The 16,313-nt window shown below is 60.9% G+C and carries 17 protein-coding genes; 11 read left to right on the top strand and 6 right to left on the bottom strand.

The genetic code is table 11. The features are described 5' to 3' along the window. Positions 1-22: 22 nt before the first annotated feature. Complete coding sequence (locus R1W00_RS01135) at positions 23-730, bottom strand: hypothetical protein (RefSeq protein WP_317260875.1); 708 nt, start codon at positions 728-730, stop codon at positions 23-25. Between the two features lie 128 nt (positions 731-858). On the opposite strand from R1W00_RS01135, the gene R1W00_RS01130 reads away from it, so the two are divergent. Beyond that, complete coding sequence (locus tag R1W00_RS01130) at positions 859-1,044, top strand: hypothetical protein (RefSeq protein WP_317260874.1); 186 nt, start codon at positions 859-861, stop codon at positions 1,042-1,044. 197 nt (positions 1,045-1,241) lie between these two features. Here the strand turns inward: R1W00_RS01130 and serS are convergent, their stop codons facing one another. Further along, positions 1,242-2,534 (bottom strand): serine--tRNA ligase, encoded by a 1,293-nt coding sequence (serS, locus tag R1W00_RS01125; RefSeq protein ID WP_317260873.1) that lies wholly within the window; start codon positions 2,532-2,534, stop codon positions 1,242-1,244. A gap of 36 nt (positions 2,535-2,570) precedes the next feature. Next, complete coding sequence (locus R1W00_RS01120; RefSeq protein WP_317260872.1) at positions 2,571-3,824, bottom strand: hypothetical protein; 1,254 nt, start codon at positions 3,822-3,824, stop codon at positions 2,571-2,573. A 211-nt stretch (positions 3,825-4,035) separates the two neighbouring features. Here R1W00_RS01120 and yajC point away from each other — a divergent pair, with 211 nt between their 5' ends. The 9 genes from yajC to R1W00_RS01075 are packed head-to-tail and all read left to right on the top strand — an operon-like array spanning position 4,036 to position 10,228. Next, positions 4,036-4,362, top strand: coding sequence for a preprotein translocase subunit YajC (gene yajC / locus R1W00_RS01115; protein ID WP_317260871.1), 327 nt, complete (start codon positions 4,036-4,038; stop codon positions 4,360-4,362). A 9-nt stretch (positions 4,363-4,371) separates the two neighbouring features. Next, positions 4,372-6,033, top strand: coding sequence for a protein translocase subunit SecD (gene secD, locus R1W00_RS01110; protein ID WP_317260870.1), 1,662 nt, complete (start codon positions 4,372-4,374; stop codon positions 6,031-6,033). Between the two features lie 9 nt (positions 6,034-6,042). Continuing rightward, the gene (gene secF / locus R1W00_RS01105; protein WP_317260869.1) at positions 6,043-7,014 is read left to right on the top strand and encodes a protein translocase subunit SecF; all 972 of its coding nucleotides are present in this window, start codon (positions 6,043-6,045) and stop codon (positions 7,012-7,014) included. 38 nt (positions 7,015-7,052) lie between these two features. After that, entirely contained in the window at positions 7,053-7,421 is a 369-nt protein-coding gene (locus R1W00_RS01100; protein ID WP_317260868.1) for an Mth938-like domain-containing protein, read from the top strand. A 40-nt stretch (positions 7,422-7,461) separates the two neighbouring features. Then, positions 7,462-8,079, top strand: a complete 618-nt coding sequence (gene ccmA, locus R1W00_RS01095) for a heme ABC exporter ATP-binding protein CcmA (RefSeq protein WP_317261585.1) — start codon at positions 7,462-7,464, stop codon at positions 8,077-8,079. Then, complete coding sequence (gene ccmB / locus R1W00_RS01090) at positions 8,076-8,732, top strand: heme exporter protein CcmB (protein WP_317260867.1); 657 nt, start codon at positions 8,076-8,078, stop codon at positions 8,730-8,732. The genes ccmA and ccmB overlap by 4 nt, the downstream gene beginning before the upstream one ends. Before the next feature lie 56 nt (positions 8,733-8,788). After that, positions 8,789-9,520 carry a heme ABC transporter permease gene (locus R1W00_RS01085; RefSeq protein ID WP_410901508.1) on the top strand — a complete coding sequence of 244 codons (732 nt, stop codon included), beginning with the start codon at positions 8,789-8,791 and terminating at the stop codon, positions 9,518-9,520. Beyond that, positions 9,520-9,669 carry a heme exporter protein CcmD gene (ccmD, locus tag R1W00_RS01080; RefSeq protein WP_410901507.1) on the top strand — a complete coding sequence of 50 codons (150 nt, stop codon included), beginning with the start codon at positions 9,520-9,522 and terminating at the stop codon, positions 9,667-9,669. The genes R1W00_RS01085 and ccmD overlap by 1 nt, the downstream gene beginning before the upstream one ends. A gap of 7 nt (positions 9,670-9,676) precedes the next feature. Continuing rightward, the gene (locus R1W00_RS01075; RefSeq protein ID WP_317260865.1) at positions 9,677-10,228 is read left to right on the top strand and encodes a DsbE family thiol:disulfide interchange protein; all 552 of its coding nucleotides are present in this window, start codon (positions 9,677-9,679) and stop codon (positions 10,226-10,228) included. A 316-nt stretch (positions 10,229-10,544) separates the two neighbouring features. On the opposite strand, the gene acnA is transcribed toward R1W00_RS01075, so the two are convergent. Continuing rightward, positions 10,545-13,298 carry an aconitate hydratase AcnA gene (acnA, locus tag R1W00_RS01070; RefSeq protein ID WP_317260864.1) on the bottom strand — a complete coding sequence of 918 codons (2,754 nt, stop codon included), beginning with the start codon at positions 13,296-13,298 and terminating at the stop codon, positions 10,545-10,547. Between the two features lie 239 nt (positions 13,299-13,537). Between acnA and R1W00_RS01065 the strand changes: the two genes are divergently transcribed. After that, positions 13,538-14,242, top strand: coding sequence for a DUF1223 domain-containing protein (locus tag R1W00_RS01065; protein WP_317260863.1), 705 nt, complete (start codon positions 13,538-13,540; stop codon positions 14,240-14,242). On the opposite strand, the gene R1W00_RS01060 is transcribed toward R1W00_RS01065, so the two are convergent. Then, complete coding sequence (locus tag R1W00_RS01060; RefSeq protein ID WP_317260862.1) at positions 14,243-15,163, bottom strand: lysophospholipid acyltransferase family protein; 921 nt, start codon at positions 15,161-15,163, stop codon at positions 14,243-14,245. 70 nt (positions 15,164-15,233) lie between these two features. After that, positions 15,234-16,265: a FliG C-terminal domain-containing protein gene (locus R1W00_RS01055; RefSeq protein ID WP_317260861.1), complete on the bottom strand. Its 1,032-nt coding sequence runs from the start codon at positions 16,263-16,265 to the stop codon at positions 15,234-15,236. Positions 16,266-16,313 lie beyond the last annotated feature (48 nt).

Here is a 16,313-nt window from a genome sequence, read left to right as displayed (position 1 = left end):
AAAACAAGTCCCCGCAACGGCGCTAGACCGTTTCGCGGCACCGCCACGCCGTAACGCCCATAATCACGGCACCGATCAGGGCCAGCGCGCCGAGAACCGGCGCGGCGGTGATGTTGTTGACCGCCACCCCGATCAGGGCCCAGACGATCGCGATCCCATAGGCGGGCGCGCGGCGCAGGCGGGTTTGAACCGTGATCCCGACTGCCAGAACGCCGAGCAGGGTGAGGATCGCCCACCCCGTTTCGCCGGTCAGCACACCCCATCCCGCCCCGATCAGGGCCAGCGACACAAAGGACGCCGCCGTTAACCATCCCGCGTACAAGGCGACGGGCACCTGCAACACCCACCGGTCGCGCAGCGGTGTCGCGAACAGGGCGGCAATCGCGGAGGCCAGCATCCAGAATATCAGAACCGTCGCCCAGACCGGATCGCCCATCGCAATCCCGATCCACAGCGCACCGGGGCCAAGCGAGGCGATCAACGCCCACCGCGTCCGCGTCCATCCGCCGTCCGCCCCGTGCCGCCACAGGCCAACACCCGCAGAGACGGCCAACCACGCATAGATCAGACCCCAGATCGCAAAGGCATATCCGGCGGGCTGTGCCTTTGGCGAATCCTGTGGGATCGGGAACTGCGACGGCTCATACCCGCCGAATTGTCCGAACACGGCGGGCGACAGAACGAACGCGGCGGTGACAAGCGCGGTCAGAATGGCGGGCAATCGGGGCATGGGATGTCCTTTCCCCAACAACCCTAGCGCGGACGTGATCAAAAGAAAGAGGGATGTGATTTGTCACCATCCGGCACCGGTGCGACCTCAAAGGGCATTCTGTTTTCACCTAAGAAAGGCGCACAGTCATGATGCCGATTGCCCCGATTGGTCCCTTGGCCTTTATTTTCCCTCTCCTTTACCTCGCATTCTTTATCTACGTGGTTTGGGTCATCGTCTCTTTGGTCACTGCGCTAAAACGGATTGCAGCCGCCCTTGAGGCGCAGGTGCAGCTTGCTCAGGCGGCAGCTGAGAGAGATCAGGCAAGTAGCTGATATCATGGGGTGAAAGGGGTGTTCGGCGCGTTGGGTGACCGGAATGCCCCCACTGTCCACCGCGGCGTGCACGCGTCCCGTTGGACCCGCGATGCCGTCGGTGAGATTTCCGCGCGTTTGCGGGGGATCGCGCCGCAAGACCGTTAACGAAAAGGGCCGCCCAGATCGGACGGCCCTTGCAATTCATGTCGCGGGGATCAGGCCAGTTGCCCGTCCGCCGTGATCCGCGTCTTGCCGCCCAGACGGGCGTGCAGAACCTCGGGCAGGGTGACAGACCCGTCCTCTTGCTGACCGTTTTCCAGAACCGCAATCAGGCAGCGACCAACGGCCAGACCCGACCCGTTCAGCGTATGCAGGAACTCGGGCTTGCCGCCCTCGGCGGGCTTGAACCGTGCGTTCATGCGGCGCGCCTGAAAATCGCCACAGGTCGAAACCGAGCTGATCTCGCGATAGGTGTTCTGACCGGGCAACCAGACCTCAATGTCATGGGTGCGGCGCGCGCCAAAACCCATGTCGCCGGTGCACAGGGCAACCGTGCGATAGGGCAGGCCGAGGCGTTCCAGAATATCCTCGGCACAGCGGGTCATGCGGGCGTGTTCCGCCTCGCTCTCGTCCGGTTTGGTGATCGAGACCATCTCGACCTTTTCGAACTGGTGCTGGCGCAGCATACCGGCGGTGTCGCGCCCCGCGCTGCCCGCCTCAGACCGGAAGCACTGGGTGTGGGCGACGTAACGGCGGGGCAGATAGCCCTCTTCGACCATCACATTGTTCACGATGTTGGTCAGCGTCACCTCGGCCGTCGGGATCAACCACCAACCGTCCTTGGTCTGATAGCTGTCCTCGCCGAACTTGGGCAACTGACCGGTGCCATACATCATGTCTTCACGCACCAGAACGGGGGTGATTGCCTCGGTCAGGCCGTTTTCGTCCACATGGGTGTCGATCATGAACTGGGCCAGCGCACGGTGAACCCGCGCCACGGCACCCGACAGAACCACAAAGCGCGATCCGGCCAGTTTCGCCGCGACCTCGAAATCCATGCCGTCCTGAACGGCGGGCAGGTCGTAATGTTCCTTGGGCGCAAAGGTAAACTCGCGCGGCGTGCCCCAGCGGCGAATTTCGACATTGTCGTCCTCGTCCGCGCCGTCCGGCACGTCATCCGCAGGGGAATTGGGCAACGTCATCAACAGGTTGACCAGTTCCGCGTCCTTGGCCTTGGCGTCCTCGTTCAGGCGGGCGACCTCGGCCTTTTTGTCGGCAACAAGGGCGCGCAGGCGCTCAAACTCGGCCTCATCGCCGGAGGCCTTGGCCTTGCCAACCTCTTTGGAGGCCTTGTTCTGCTCGGCCTGCGCGGTCTCGGCGGCAAGGATCATGGCGCGGCGCGCCTCGTCCAGCGACAGGATTTCCGACGACATCGGCGCAGCCCCCCGACGGGCAAGTGCCGCGTCCAGAGCAGCAGGGTTTTCGCGGATGGCTTTGATGTCGTGCATGGGTCATGTCCCTTGGCGATTCAGTCAGGCTGTTTCCTAGCCTGTAGGGGCGTCGTCGTCAAAACCGATCTCGTTCCAAAGGCGTTGATACAGTTCCTTTAGCTCTTGCCGCCGTCCATCATATTGTGTCGCTTGCGGCCACAAATCAGCGGTCGGCCGAAACGCGCCCTTTTCGAGTTGCTCGACGCGTTCTCTAAGACGTGTGGGCCAATGGGTGGGAAAGCCTTCGGCCCCTTCGATTTCGACAGTACTATCACCTATGAGATAGGATAGCGTACCTTGGGTGACGGGAAAAATCGGCGGCAACATCATGTTTTGCAGCACTGATCCGGCGAAATTCTTAGGGTGGAAGAAATTTCCTCCTCCAGGCGGCCCAGTCGAAATTTGGTTTCTCAAGAAAGTAAATGAAACTTGAACTAGTTGAGTGCACTGAAAGGTTGCGTTATCAAACTCGAACACTTGAGACATGTTAAATTGTACGTTTTCCAGAAGGGCTAGGTCGAACTCTTGAGCGCGGCCACCAATCTCTGAAAACTCAACATCTGCTAAGCGCGAAAACCTGAAATCAGCTTGGTGCATGTCAACATAACGGAATCTCACACGTTCAACGAAAAGCCCTCTAAAGTCGATGTCGTTCAAGTTCATCTTCCATCCTAGAGCTTTTTCGAACGAGATGTCCTCATCGTCACGTTCGGACACAATCCCAAGAGCGCGAGAAATGTCCGCCCGCGGTCTATTTCCCTTTCCCAAAACTTTGTCTTTGCGAAGGTTCTCAACAAGATATGCAGCGACTATTTCCATTAGCTCGCAGTAGATATTGCGGTTTGCTTTTGCGATCCTAGCCAGTGCAAGGAGCCCGCCGATGCGGACTTCGATGTTCGGTTCAAGGCGGTCGCCCACTTGGCGTGTCGCACCAAGGTTCTCAACGGCTTTGTTGATCTGGTCCGTGACGTGGTTCTGCTCGGCGACGTCGGTTTGGCGGCGGTTGTAGATGGTTTTAAAGACGGTAAAGGGCAGGGCGACGACGGCGGTCGTCACTGCAGTCAGAGCCGCCGTTGACGTCAGCAACCACCGCGCGGTTTGCGGTTCCTCGGCAAAGAACGCATCATATGCGGCCTTTGGAACCTGAACGATCGTCCACCAAAGGCCAAGGATCAGTGTCAGGGCGATGCCGAGGTACAGCGCGATAAAAACCACCGAGATGAGGCGGCCCAGCCAACGCGCTTTAGAAAAGTCCGGCTCGGTCGTGAGCCCCAGCCATGTGATCAGATTGTGTTTTTCGTCCGCCATGCGCGCCCCTCAACCAATGCGCGTATGGTGCGCGATGTTTCGTGTTGGGGAAAGGGGGCAATCTAGGCTGCGGCGCTTTGGGCCCTTGGCGTTTGGGTTTGCGGGCCCATATCGGGCTTATCCGCCTTGCCATCCCTTGGGGGCGTGGCTAGGGTGCGCGCCAAACTGACAGGTGCGGGTCACGGCCCGCCCATTGCAAGGGGATTAACCTATGTTCGTAACGCCCGCATATGCGCAGGCCGATGGTGGTGCTGGCTCTTCTTTGGCCCAGTTCGTTCCGCTGATCCTGATCTTTGTGATCATGTATTTCCTGATGATCCGTCCTCAGCAGAAAAAGATGAAAGAGCACAAGGCGATGGTCGAGGCGCTGCGCCGTGGTGACCAGATCGTGACCCAAGGCGGTTTGATCGCCAAAGTGGTCAAGGTTAAAGACGACAACGAGGTCGAGGCAGAGATCGCCGATGGTGTCAAAGTGCGCGTAGTGCGTCAGACCATCACGCAGGTCCTGAACAAGACCGAACCCGCAAACGAAGGCTAATTCACGCCAATGCTGTTTATCCCGCTCTGGAAACGGATCGTCATCTGGGGCCTGTGTGCCTTGGGTATTTTGATGGCTATGCCCAACCTGTTCTATGAGCGGGTTGAGAGGCACAACGACGCCGTCGCGGCGATCGAGGCGGGGCAGGACAGCGAGACGCTGAACGCGCAGGCGGCCGGTTGGCCGTCTGTTTTGCCGTCGTCCCTTGTGAACCTCGGGCTGGACCTGCGCGGTGGTGCGCATTTGCTGGCCGAGGTGCAGTTGGGCGACGTCTATGCCACGCGCATCGACGGCATGTGGCCCAGTGTGCGCGATGAGCTGCGCGACCTGCGCGCCCAGATCGGCACGATCCGCCGTCAGCCCTCTGCGCCCGATGAGTTGCGGGTGGCCGTGTCGCAGGTTGAGGGCATTCAGGCCGCCTATGACGCCGTGCGCGGTTTGGCCCAGCCGATTGTGTCGCTGACCGGTGCGGGGCAGAACGATATCGAGGTCGCCGTTGACGGGAACGAGATCGTCGTCACCCTGTCCGAGGCCGAAAAGCAGGCGACCGATGACCGGACCCTGCAGCAGACGCTGGAAATCATCCGCCGCCGTGTGGATGAGGTCGGCACGCGCGAACCCACCATCCAACGTCAGGGCGCGGACCGCGTTTTGATCCAGGTGCCTGGTATCGGCTCGGCCGATGAGCTGAAGGCGCTGATCGGGACCACGGCGCGCTTGACGTTCAACCCCGTTGTGGGGCGCACCAACAACCCCGACCAGAACCCGGGCGCACGTAATGTGATCCTGCCGTCGCTGGACGAGGAGGGTGTTTATTACATCATCGACCCGACCCCCGTGGTCAGTGGTGAGGACCTGACCGACGCGCAACCCGCGTTTGGCCAGAACGGCGAACCGGTCGTGACCTTCCGCTTTAACGCCAGTGGCGCGCGCCGCTTTGGCGATTATACGGTGGCCAATGTCGGCTCGCCCTTTGCGATCGTTCTGGACGATGAGGTCGTCTCGGCCCCCGTGATCCGTGACGCGATCCAGACCGGCTCGGGCCAGATTTCGGGGAACTTTACGGTTGAGGAGAGCACCAACCTTGCCGTGCTGCTGCGCGCGGGGGCCTTGCCGGCCGAGCTGAGCTTTCTCGAGGAACGGACCATCGGGCCGGAACTGGGCGCAGATAGTATTGAGGCCGGTCGTCTGGCCAGCATCGTGGCCTTTGCCGCCGTTCTGGTGTTCATGGTTCTGTCCTATGGGTTCTTTGGCGTGATCGCCAACGTCGCCCTGATCATGAACGTCGCCCTGATTTTCGGGTTCCTGTCCGCCCTTGGCGCGACCCTGACCCTGCCGGGGATTGCGGGGATCGTGTTGACCATCGGTATGGCGGTTGATGCGAACGTTCTGATCTTTGAGCGTATCCGGGAGGAGCTAAAGACCGCACGCGGTCCGGCGCGCGCGATCGAGCTTGGCTATGAAAAGGCGCTGAGCGCGATTATCGACGCCAACATCACCACCTTCATCACCGCCGTGATCCTGTTCATGCTGGGCTCGGGTCCGGTGCGCGGGTTTGCGGTGACGCTGGGGATCGGGATTTTGACCTCGGTCTTTACGGCGATTTTCGTGACGCGTTTGATCATTGTGACGTGGATGGAACGCCGCCGTCCCAAAACCATCGTGGTATAAGAGGCCAATATGCGACTGAAACTTGTACCATCCGAAACGAACTGGCCGTTCTTTAAACGCGCCAAGATGACCTTTGGCCTGTCGGCGGTTCTGTTTGTGGCCTCGATTGTCGTGTTCCTGACCATGGGTCTGAACTTTGGCATCGATTTCCGTGGCGGCACGACCATCCGGTCGGAAAGCAGCCAGCCCGTCGATATCGCGGCCTATCGTGATGCGATGGCGGGGCTGGAGCTTGGGGATGTGACCATCACCGAGGTGTTCGACCCGTCCTTTGGTCCCGACAAAAACGTGGCCCAAATCCGCATTCAGGCGCAGGATGAGGTCGAGAGCATCACGCCCGAAACCATCGCCGCCGTCGAGAGCGCGCTGCAAACCATCGATCCCGCGATCACCTTCCCCAGCGTCGAGAGCGTGGGGCCCAAGGTGTCGGGCGAGTTGATCAAGACCGCCGTTCTGGCCGTTGTTCTGGCGATTGGCGCGGTTCTGTTTTACATCTGGCTGCGGTTTGAATGGCAGTTCGCACTGGGCGCCGTGGCGGCCTTGGTGCATGACGTGATGCTGACCATCGGGATTTTCTCGGTTCTGCAAATCCGGTTCGATCTTGCGACTATCGCGGCGCTGTTGACCATTGTGGGCTATTCTCTGAACGATACGGTGGTGGTGTTTGACCGCGTGCGTGAAAACCTGCGCCGGTACAAAAAGCTGCAACTGGTTGAGGTTCTGAACCAGTCGATCAACGAAACCCTGAGCCGGACCCTGATGACCTCGGTCACGACCCTTGTGGCGCTGATTGCGTTGTTTGTTCTGGGCGGGGATGTGATCCGCGGGTTTGTGTTCGCGATGATTTTCGGCATTCTGGTCGGGACCTATTCGTCGGTGTTCGTGGCGTCTAATGTCTTGCTGTTCCTTGGGGTCAAGCGGGACTGGAGCAAATCGGACGGCGGCGGTGCAGGGACCAATTTCGGCAACGTCAAAGCCTGAGGCCCCGCGCCGCAGCAGGTCCAATCGAGGAGAGCGCGATGCGTGTAAGCGAGGTTGAATACACTGGTGCGGTGCCGGTCGACGGCTATGGTCCCGGGTTTTTCCGTGTGGGCGGCGAGGTGGTCGAGGGGCCTGTGTTGCTGACGGCGACGGGGCGCAAGCCGTGGGTGGGTCTTGAGGATATAGAGCCGCTGCGCGCGCTGATCGGGGATGTGGACGTCTTGTTCATCGGCACCGGTGACGCGTTGCGCCCGATTGATCCTGCTTTGCAAAGCGGTCTGGAACAGGCGGGGATGGGGGTTGAATTAATGGCCAGCCCCACCGCCGCGCGGACGTTCAACGTGTTGCTTGGCGAGGGTCGGCGCGTTGCGGTGGCGATGCTGCCTGTGGGTGCTGTCGGATCGTGAGTATTTTTGCCAAGATGAAAACAGGGGCGTGAGCCGGACCATGGGGTTGCGGGTGGACAATCTGACGGTGGAACGCGGCGGTTTGGCGGTGCTTGGAGGGGTGTCGTTCGAGGTCGCGGCGGGCGAGGCCCTGTTCCTGCGCGGGCCGAACGGGATTGGCAAGACGACCCTGTTGCGGTGTTTGGCGGGGTTGCAACCGCCCTTGGCCGGTGAGGTTCATGCGGCGCCCGATAGCATTGCCTATGGCGCGCATTCGGATGGGTTGAAGGCGACGTTGAGCGTTGAAGAGAACCTGTCGTTCTGGGCCAAGGTGTTCGGGCAGGGCGAGATCGAGGCGGCACTGGATGCGTTTGAATTGCAGCCCTTGCGCCGTCGTTATGCGCAGGCGTTGAGCGCGGGGCAGAAGCGGCGTCTTGGCCTTGCGCGGATGTTGGTCACAGGGCGCCCGATCTGGGTCTTGGATGAGCCGACGGTGTCTTTGGATGTGGCGTCGGTTGGATTGTTTGCGGATGCGGTGCGGCGGCATCTGGAACAGGGCGGGATGGCCGTGATTGCGACCCATATTGATCTGGGGTTTGAGGCGCGCGCGTTGGACGTCTCGGCCTTTCGCGCCAAACCTGCGGCGGTGCAGGATGAATTCGACGAGGCCTTTCTGTGATTGCGTTGTTTTGGCGGGATATGCGGTTGGCGATGCGGGCCGGGGGTGGCTTTGGCCTTGGTCTGTCGTTTTTCCTGATCCTGACGGTGTTGGTGCCGTTCGGGGTTGGGCCGCAGAGCGAGATCCTGTCGGTGATTGCGCCGGGGATCCTGTGGGTCGGGGCCTTGTTAGCCTGTCTCTTGTCGCTGGACCGGATTTTCGCGCTGGATTTCGAGGACGGGTCGCTGGACCTTTTGGCGACGGCGCCGATCCCTTTGGAGGGCGTTGTGGCGATGAAGGCCGCCGCCCATTGGGTGACGACCGGTTTGCCCTTGGTGATTGCCGCGCCTGTTCTGGGGGTGCTGTTGCATCTTGAGGGCGGGGCGGTTCGGTGGCTGATCCTGGGTCTGATCATTGGGACGCCGGCCCTGTCGATGATCGGGGCCTTTGGCGCGGGCTTGACCGTGGGGTTGAAACGCGGCGGGTTGTTGATGTCGCTGTTGGTTCTGCCCCTTTACGTACCGACCCTGATTTTCGGGGCGGAGGTCGTGAAACGCGGTGCCCTCGGGATGGAGGTTCAGGGCGTAATCCTGATCCTCACTGCGATTACTTTGGCGGTTTGGGCCCTGCTTCCATTCGCCGCCGCAGCCGCGCTGCGGATCAACTTGCGCTAGGGGGGCGGGATTGTCATGGTCCGGTCCCAGAAACACACGCCAGCAAAGGAATGACGATGGCAAGCCTGTGGCAATATGCGAACCCGCAAAAGTTTCTGGCCGTATCGCGCGCGGTTCTGCCGTTTGTGGCGGGGGGCGCGGCGATCTGTTTGGTGGTCGGTCTGGTCTGGGGGTTCTTTTTCACGCCGGACGATTACAAACAGGGTTCGACCGTCAAGATCATCTATCTGCATGTGCCTGCGGCATTGATGGCGATTAACGCGTGGCTGATGATGCTTGTGGCCTCGCTGATCTGGTTGGTGCGCCGTCATCATGTGTCGGCCCTTGCGGCCAAGGCGGCGGCCCCGATCGGGATCACCATGACGTTGATTGCGCTGGTGACCGGTGCGATCTGGGGTGAACCCATGTGGGGCACCTATTGGGCGTGGGACCCGCGCCTGACCTCGTTTCTGATCCTGTTTCTGTTCTATCTGGGCTATAGCGCCCTGTGGCAAGCGATCGAGAGCCCCGATGCCGCCGCCGATCTGACCAGTGTTCTGTGCATGGTCGGGTCGGTCTTTGCGATCCTCAGCCGCTATGCGGTGAACTTCTGGAACCAAGGTCTGCATCAGGGGGCGTCGCTGTCCCTTGATAAAGAGGAAAACGTGTCCGACGTGTTCTATCTGCCGCTGTTGGTGTGCATCGCGGGGTTCATTCTGTTGTTCGTCGCTCTGGTCCTCTTGCGCACTCAAACCGAAATCCGTCAGCGTCAGCTTAAGGCGCTGGAAGCACGCGAAAGGATGGCCTGATGCCTGATCTGGGGAAATACGCCGACGCGGTTTTGGGGTCTTATGCAGTCACGATTGTTTTGCTTGTGGCTCTAATCGGTCATTCGGTATGGCGGGGGCGTCGGGTGCGCCGCCAACTGGCCGAAATTCAGGCGCGTAACGGGAAATAGGTGAACCATGTCGAACTCCAAAATCTCGCCTCTGGTCTTTGTGCCGCCCGCGATTTTCGCGTTGCTGGCGGGGCTGTTTCTCTCCGGTATGTTCCGTGACGATCCAGACGGGCTGCCGTCGACGCGGGTCGGGGGCACCGTGCCTGCGCTGGTGTTGACCGAGCTTGGCACAGGGCCGGGGATTGACGATGCGACGCTGCGTGGTGAGGGGGTCAAGCTGGTGAACTTTTGGGCCAGTTGGTGCGCGCCCTGCCGCGCCGAGCATCCCAATCTGGAACGTCTGGCCGAGGCCGGTATCCCGATTTACGGCATCAACTATAAGGACAAGCCCGCGAACGCGATGGGGTTCTTGGCCGAACTTGGCGATCCCTACACCGGTATTGCCGCCGATGACACGGGGCGCACGGCGTTGGAATGGGGCGTTTATGGCGTGCCGGAAACCTTTGTGATTGATGGCAATGGCGTGGTGCACTTCCGCTTTGCTGGTCCGATCACCAGCAGCGTCATTGACAACCAGATCATGCCCGCGATTGAGGCCGCCCGCGCCGCCGGAAGCTGATTTCAGACCGCATATCCAAAACGACAAACGGGTGCCCATGGGCACCCGTTTTGCGTTTAGCGCGCACCGGCCAGCAGCAAGATAAAGCTGAGCAGCGCGAGGACCTCAAACACAGGTCCGGATAGAAGTGTATTGGTCACGTTGCGGTACATGCCCTGTGGATAACATTTCAGGCGTTAACGCGCTCTTATTTTCGACACATTTCACGCGAACAATCGTTTTCCACGGGCGAAACAATGCACGCATCCCCATAGAAAAAAGGCGACCCGCGCGTGCGGGCCGCCCTTTTAGGTGCATGGAGGGTTTGCGGACCTGATTAACTTTTAGCCAGATTGCGCAGCACATAGTGCAGCACGCCACCGTTCTCGACGTATTCGATTTCGACCTCGGTATCGATCCGGCATTTCAGGTCGATGGTTTTCTCGGTCCCGTCGGCATAGGTGATCGTGCAAGGCACAATCGACAGCGGTTTCAAATCGCCCGACAGACCGGCAATCGACACGGTTTCCTCACCGGTCAGGCCCAGCGTTTTGCGCGTGTCGCCATTCGTGAATTCGAACGGAATGACGCCCATCCCGACTAGGTTAGAGCGGTGGATACGCTCAAAGCTCTCGGCGATGACGGCAGAGACACCCAGCAGGTTCGTGCCTTTGGCGGCCCAGTCACGGGACGAACCCGCGCCGTATTGTTCGCCCCCGAAAACGACCAGTGGCGTGCCCGCCTCTTGATAGGCCATCGAGGCCTCATAGATCGAGGTCTGCGTACCATCGGGACCCTTGGTATAGCCGCCCTCAACCCCGTCCAGCATCTCGTTCTTGATGCGAATGTTGGCAAAGGTGCCGCGCATCATCACCTCATGGTTGCCACGCCGCGATCCATAGCTGTTGAATTCGCGCACCGGCACCTGATGCTCGGTCAGGTATTGACCGGCGGGGGTGTCGGGTTTGAACGAACCGGCGGGCGAGATGTGGTCCGTCGTGACCATATCGCCCAGCACCGCCAGAACGCGCGCGCCGCTGATGTCGGAAATGGTGCCGGCCTCGGGCGCCATGCCTTGGAAATAGGGCGGGTTCTGGATGTAGGTCGATGCGGGCGGCCAGTCATAGGTTTCGCCGCCGTTGACCTCAACCCCCTGCCATTTCTCATCGCCCTTGAACACATCGGCGTATTTCGATTGGAACGCCTCGCGGGTGACGACCTTTTCGACAATCTCGGCGATTTCGGCGTTGGTGGGCCAAATGTCTTTCATAAAGACATCCTTGCCATCCTTGTCTTGCCCGATCGGATCGCGGGTCAGGTCGATGTTCATATCACCCGCAATCGCATAGGCCACGACCAAGGGCGGCGAAGCCAGATAGTTCGCGCGCACGTCGGGCGAAATCCGGCCCTCGAAATTGCGGTTGCCCGACAGGACCGAGGTGGCGATCAAATCGCCCTCGGCAATGGCGTCGGACAGTTCGGGCGCGATGGGCCCCGAGTTGCCGATACAGGTCGTGCAGCCATAGCCGACAAGGTTGAACCCAAGCGCGTCGAGGTCCTCTTGCAGACCGGCGGCGTTCAGGTATTCGGTCACCACCTGCGATCCGGGGGCAAGGGATGTCTTGACCCACGGTTTGCGGTTCAGACCCAATTCGCGGGCCTTGCGCGCGACCAAACCCGCCCCGATCAGGACATAGGGGTTTGACGTGTTGGTGCAGGACGTGATCGACGCGATCACCACAGACCCGTCGCGCAGGGCGTAATCGGTGCCCTTAACCGGTTGGGATTTGCGCGGATCGGCGGATTCGTTGATGGCGGGGGCAGGGCCCTCGGCCTCCATCGCTTCGGCGGCGGCACCGGTGTCCACGCCGCGATATTCGTTGACCACATCCATGAACGCAGCCGCCGCATGATCCAGCGGCGTGTAATCCTGCGGGCGTTTGGGGCCGGAAATCGCAGGCACAATCGTGCCCATATCAAGGCTCAGGGTCGAGCTATAGACCGGTTCATAATCCGCGCCGCGCCAGAACCCGTTCTCCTTGGCATAGGCCTCAACCAAGGCGATCCGGTCCTCATCACGACCTGTCTGACGCATATAGCGCAGGGTCTCGTCATCAATCGGGAAGAAGCCACAGGTTGCGCCGTATTCGGGCGCCATGTTGGCAATCGTCGCCCGTTGCGCCAGAGGCAGATTATCCAGACCTTCGCCATAGAACTCGACGAACTTGTTGACCACGCCATGCGCGCGCAGCATCTCGACCACCTTCAGAACAAGGTCGGTGCCGGTCGTGCCCTCAACCATTTCACCGGTCAGCTTAAAGCCCACGACCTCGGGGATCAGCATCGAAATCGGCTGGCCCAGCATGGCCGCCTCGGCCTCGATCCCACCAACGCCCCAGCCCAGAACGGCCATGCCGTTGACCATCGTCGTGTGGCTGTCCGTCCCGACCAGTGTGTCGGGGTAGGCGACCATCTTGCCGTCCTGATCTTCGTCGGACCAGACGGCCTTGGCCAGATATTCAAGGTTCACCTGATGGCAGATACCCGTGCCCGGCGGCACAACGCGGAAATTGTTGAACGCGGTCTGGCCCCATTTCAGGAACTCATAGCGTTCCATGTTGCGTTCGTATTCACGGTCCACGTTCATTTGGAACGCGCGCGGGTTGCCGAACTCGTCGATCATGACCGAGTGGTCGATCACCAGATCCACGGGGTTCAGCGGGTTGATCTTTTGCGCGTCACCCCCCAGCGCCTTGATCCCGTCGCGCATCGCGGCCAGATCGACCACCGCAGGCACGCCGGTGAAATCCTGCATCAACACGCGGGCAGGGCGATAGGCGATTTCGCGCGGGTTCTTGCCACCCTTGTCGGCCCACTCGGCGAAGGCCTTGATATCGTCGGTGTGGACCGTCTTGCCGTCCTCAAACCGCAGCATGTTTTCCAACACGACCTTAAGCGCGGCGGGAAGGCGGGAAAAATCCCCAAGACCCGCATCGCTGGCCGCCGAAATCGAATAGTAATCAATCGAACTGTCCCCAACCGTCAATGTGCGGCGGGTTTTGGAGGTGTCTTGTCCGACGAAAATGGTCATGGAATGGCTCCCTTTCAGAAATCGCAGGGTTAGGCTGTCCTTTTGATGCCTGATCGCTCAGAGTCGATCAAGGGACGGCATTTTGTATACTAACGTATGCCGCGCGGATTGGTTTCAAAGGGTTTTGGGAAAAATAGTCGGGCGACTTGAAACTTTCTCTGACAAATCGTTGATTGGCGTGGTCGGTTAATCTGTCTTAATCTGACCTGTGGGGAATAGAGCAACGGAAGGTAACTTGCATGCGGCATATGTTTGCGGCTGTGGCTTTGGGGTGTGTATGTGTTGGCGGTTCGGCCTTGGCCGAGGACGTCGCGACCTCTCCTGTTGTGCTTGAACTCTTTACCTCGCAAGGCTGTTCATCCTGCCCGCCGGCGGATGCGTTGCTGACCGAACTGGCGGACAATGACGATGTGATCGCGCTGGCCCTGCATGTGGATTACTGGGATTACATCGGCTGGAAAGACATTTTCGCCAATCCCGCCTTTACCGCCCGTCAGAAACTGTATGCCCAATCCTCGGGCAAGCGCATGGTCTATACCCCCCAGATGATCATCGGGGGCGAGGATACCGTCGTCGGCAGCCAGCCGATGGAAGTCGCGGATATGATCAAAACCCATCAGGATAAGGGCATGCCGGTCGATCTGAGCATGACCCGCGAGGGGGATCAGGTCACCGTATCGGCCCCCGCCGCGCCCTTGGCCGAGCCCGCGATCCTGCAACTGGTGCGCTATATTCCCCAGCGCACGGTCGAGGTGAAACGCGGCGAGAACGCGGGTCGGATCATGACCTATTCCAACATCGCAACCGACTGGACGCCCGTCACCGAATGGGACGGGACCGAGGCGTTCGAGATGTCCTTTGATGTGATCGGCCAAGAGCCCGTGGTTGCCATCCTGCAATTGCAAGACGGCGGTCCGATTATTGGCGCGGCGCGGGTGCGCTAATCACGCCTTATCGGCGCGGTTTTTCATGATCCGCGCGTATTTCTCCGGCTTCCAGCGGCGGTGAATCCAGAACCATTGCTCCATGTGCTGACGCGTCAGCGCCTCAAGGCTGTCGTTCAGGGCCTGGGTCATGTCCGTCGCGTCCGTGTGCGGGATCGGCGGTTCGACCACGATGTCGAAATTGATCCCGTCTTCTCGCCGGATGCCATAGATCGGCACCAGCAGGGCGTCGTATTTCAACGCCAGTTCCGCCGCCGATAGGGCGGTCAGGGCGGGTTTGCCAAAGAACGTCAGATCGGCTCCGCGCGCCATGAACTGATCGACCAGAAACCCCAGCATATGCCCGTCCTTCAGGAAGCGCAGCATCTGGCCATAGCCCTTGCGTCCGCGCGGAAACAGGGGGCGGCCAATGGTGCCAATCGCGGCCTCGTAATGGGCGTTGAAATAGCTGTTTTTCATCGGGTTATAGAGGGCACCGACCTGATATCCGCGCCCCGTCAGGGCGGCGCGGGGCACATCGTAATTGCCGAAATGGCCGGTCACCAGAACGACGGGACGGTTAGTACGATGCGCCTGTTCTAGCGCGTCTGCCCCCGGTCCGGTCAGGGGCACGTCTTTGACGCGGTCGATGAATTCCTGTCCCGAATAAATCTCGATCAAGGTGCGCCCGACGTTGTTCGGAACCGCGCGGATCAGGCGGCGTTTTTCCGCCTCGGGCATGTCGGGGCAAACCAGATCAAGGTTCGCCCGCACCCGTTTGGAATAGCCCGCCAGTGGTGCAATCACCCGCGCCGCCAACCACCCCATCAGCCGCACCCGCGTCCCATAGGGCAGGGCAAGCGCAACCCCCAGCATGGCGCGCACGGCCAGATTGCTCAGCCAAGCGGCGGGGCCGGTTTGCGCGCGGTTCTCTCTGGACATCGGGGTCTGCCGGTTGGTTGTCGATCCGCGTTACATAGAGGTCTAGATGTCCGATCTCAAGCCGTGATCCCTATGCCGCCGCGGCGGGTTTGGCGATCAGGGTGATTTCCCCGCGATCCATCATGTCGCGCAAGGCGGCAACGATCTGACCCTGTGCGGCCTCGGCCTCTTCCGGCGTGGGGGCCGGTTGGTCCTCAATGTCGGCGCGGATCTGATCAGCCAAACGGCGGGACATGTTTTCCAGCAGGAATTCGGCGGTCACGGCGGCGGCGCCGTCGCTGACCCCAAGGGCGCGCAGGATGACATCCTGTTCCACACCGCGCAGGATGCTGGGCACGTCGCGCGGCTCCAGTCGGGTGGGCAGATCCTCAAACGTCAGAATGGATTTGCGCACGTCCTGGGCCAGTGTCGGGTTGTCCTGATCAAGCGCGGCCAGCATGTCGTTGCGCGTGCGCGAAGGCGCGGCGTTCAGGATCGCGCCGATGCGTTTCGCTGGTGGCTCGGCAAAGGCGGTGTCGGGGGTCGAAGCGATCTGATCCATCAGGGCGCGCCCGATCCGCGCAACCGTGTCCGGCGGCACCGAAGCGGTGCCCGAAATCGCACAGGCAATACGTCGCGCCCGATCACCGGGCAGTTTGCCCAGAACCTCGGCCGCGCGGGATGTGGGCAGTTTCGACAGAACCACCGCCGCGACCTCAACCGCCTCGCCATCGGTGAGCGCGGCCAGACGGTCAACGGGCAGGTCGCAAATATGGCTCCACGGGTCATCGGGGCGGGGACGCCCGCCAAGGCGCAGGCGTTCGGCGGTGTCCTGACTGATGTGCCCGTCGAGCAGCGACAGGGCGCCGTCGATCCCGCCGGGAAAGGAAATGCCCGCACGTTCCATCGCGCCAAGGAACTCGCTCGCCACCTCACGCAGGGTCCCGCCGTCCACATAGCGCAATCCGCCCAGTTCCGTGGTCAGGTCCGATTGCACCGCGACCGGCAATTGGTCCAGCGGCAAGGGCACGCCGGCGTCCAACATCATACGCACGACGATCGCGGCCTTGGCGCGGCGGGATAATGTGGCAGGGGGCGGGGAGAGTGGGGCGGTCGCGGGCATCGGGCACATCTTTGACAGGAACGTGTTTGAGGGGGCGTTGCACCGATT

This window comes from Rhodovulum sp. FJ3, assembly GCF_032918305.1.
Taxonomy (GTDB): domain Bacteria; phylum Pseudomonadota; class Alphaproteobacteria; order Rhodobacterales; family Rhodobacteraceae; genus SAT37.
The sequence above is the reverse complement of the archived record's forward strand: the minus strand, read 5'-3'. Positions and strand labels throughout refer to the sequence as shown.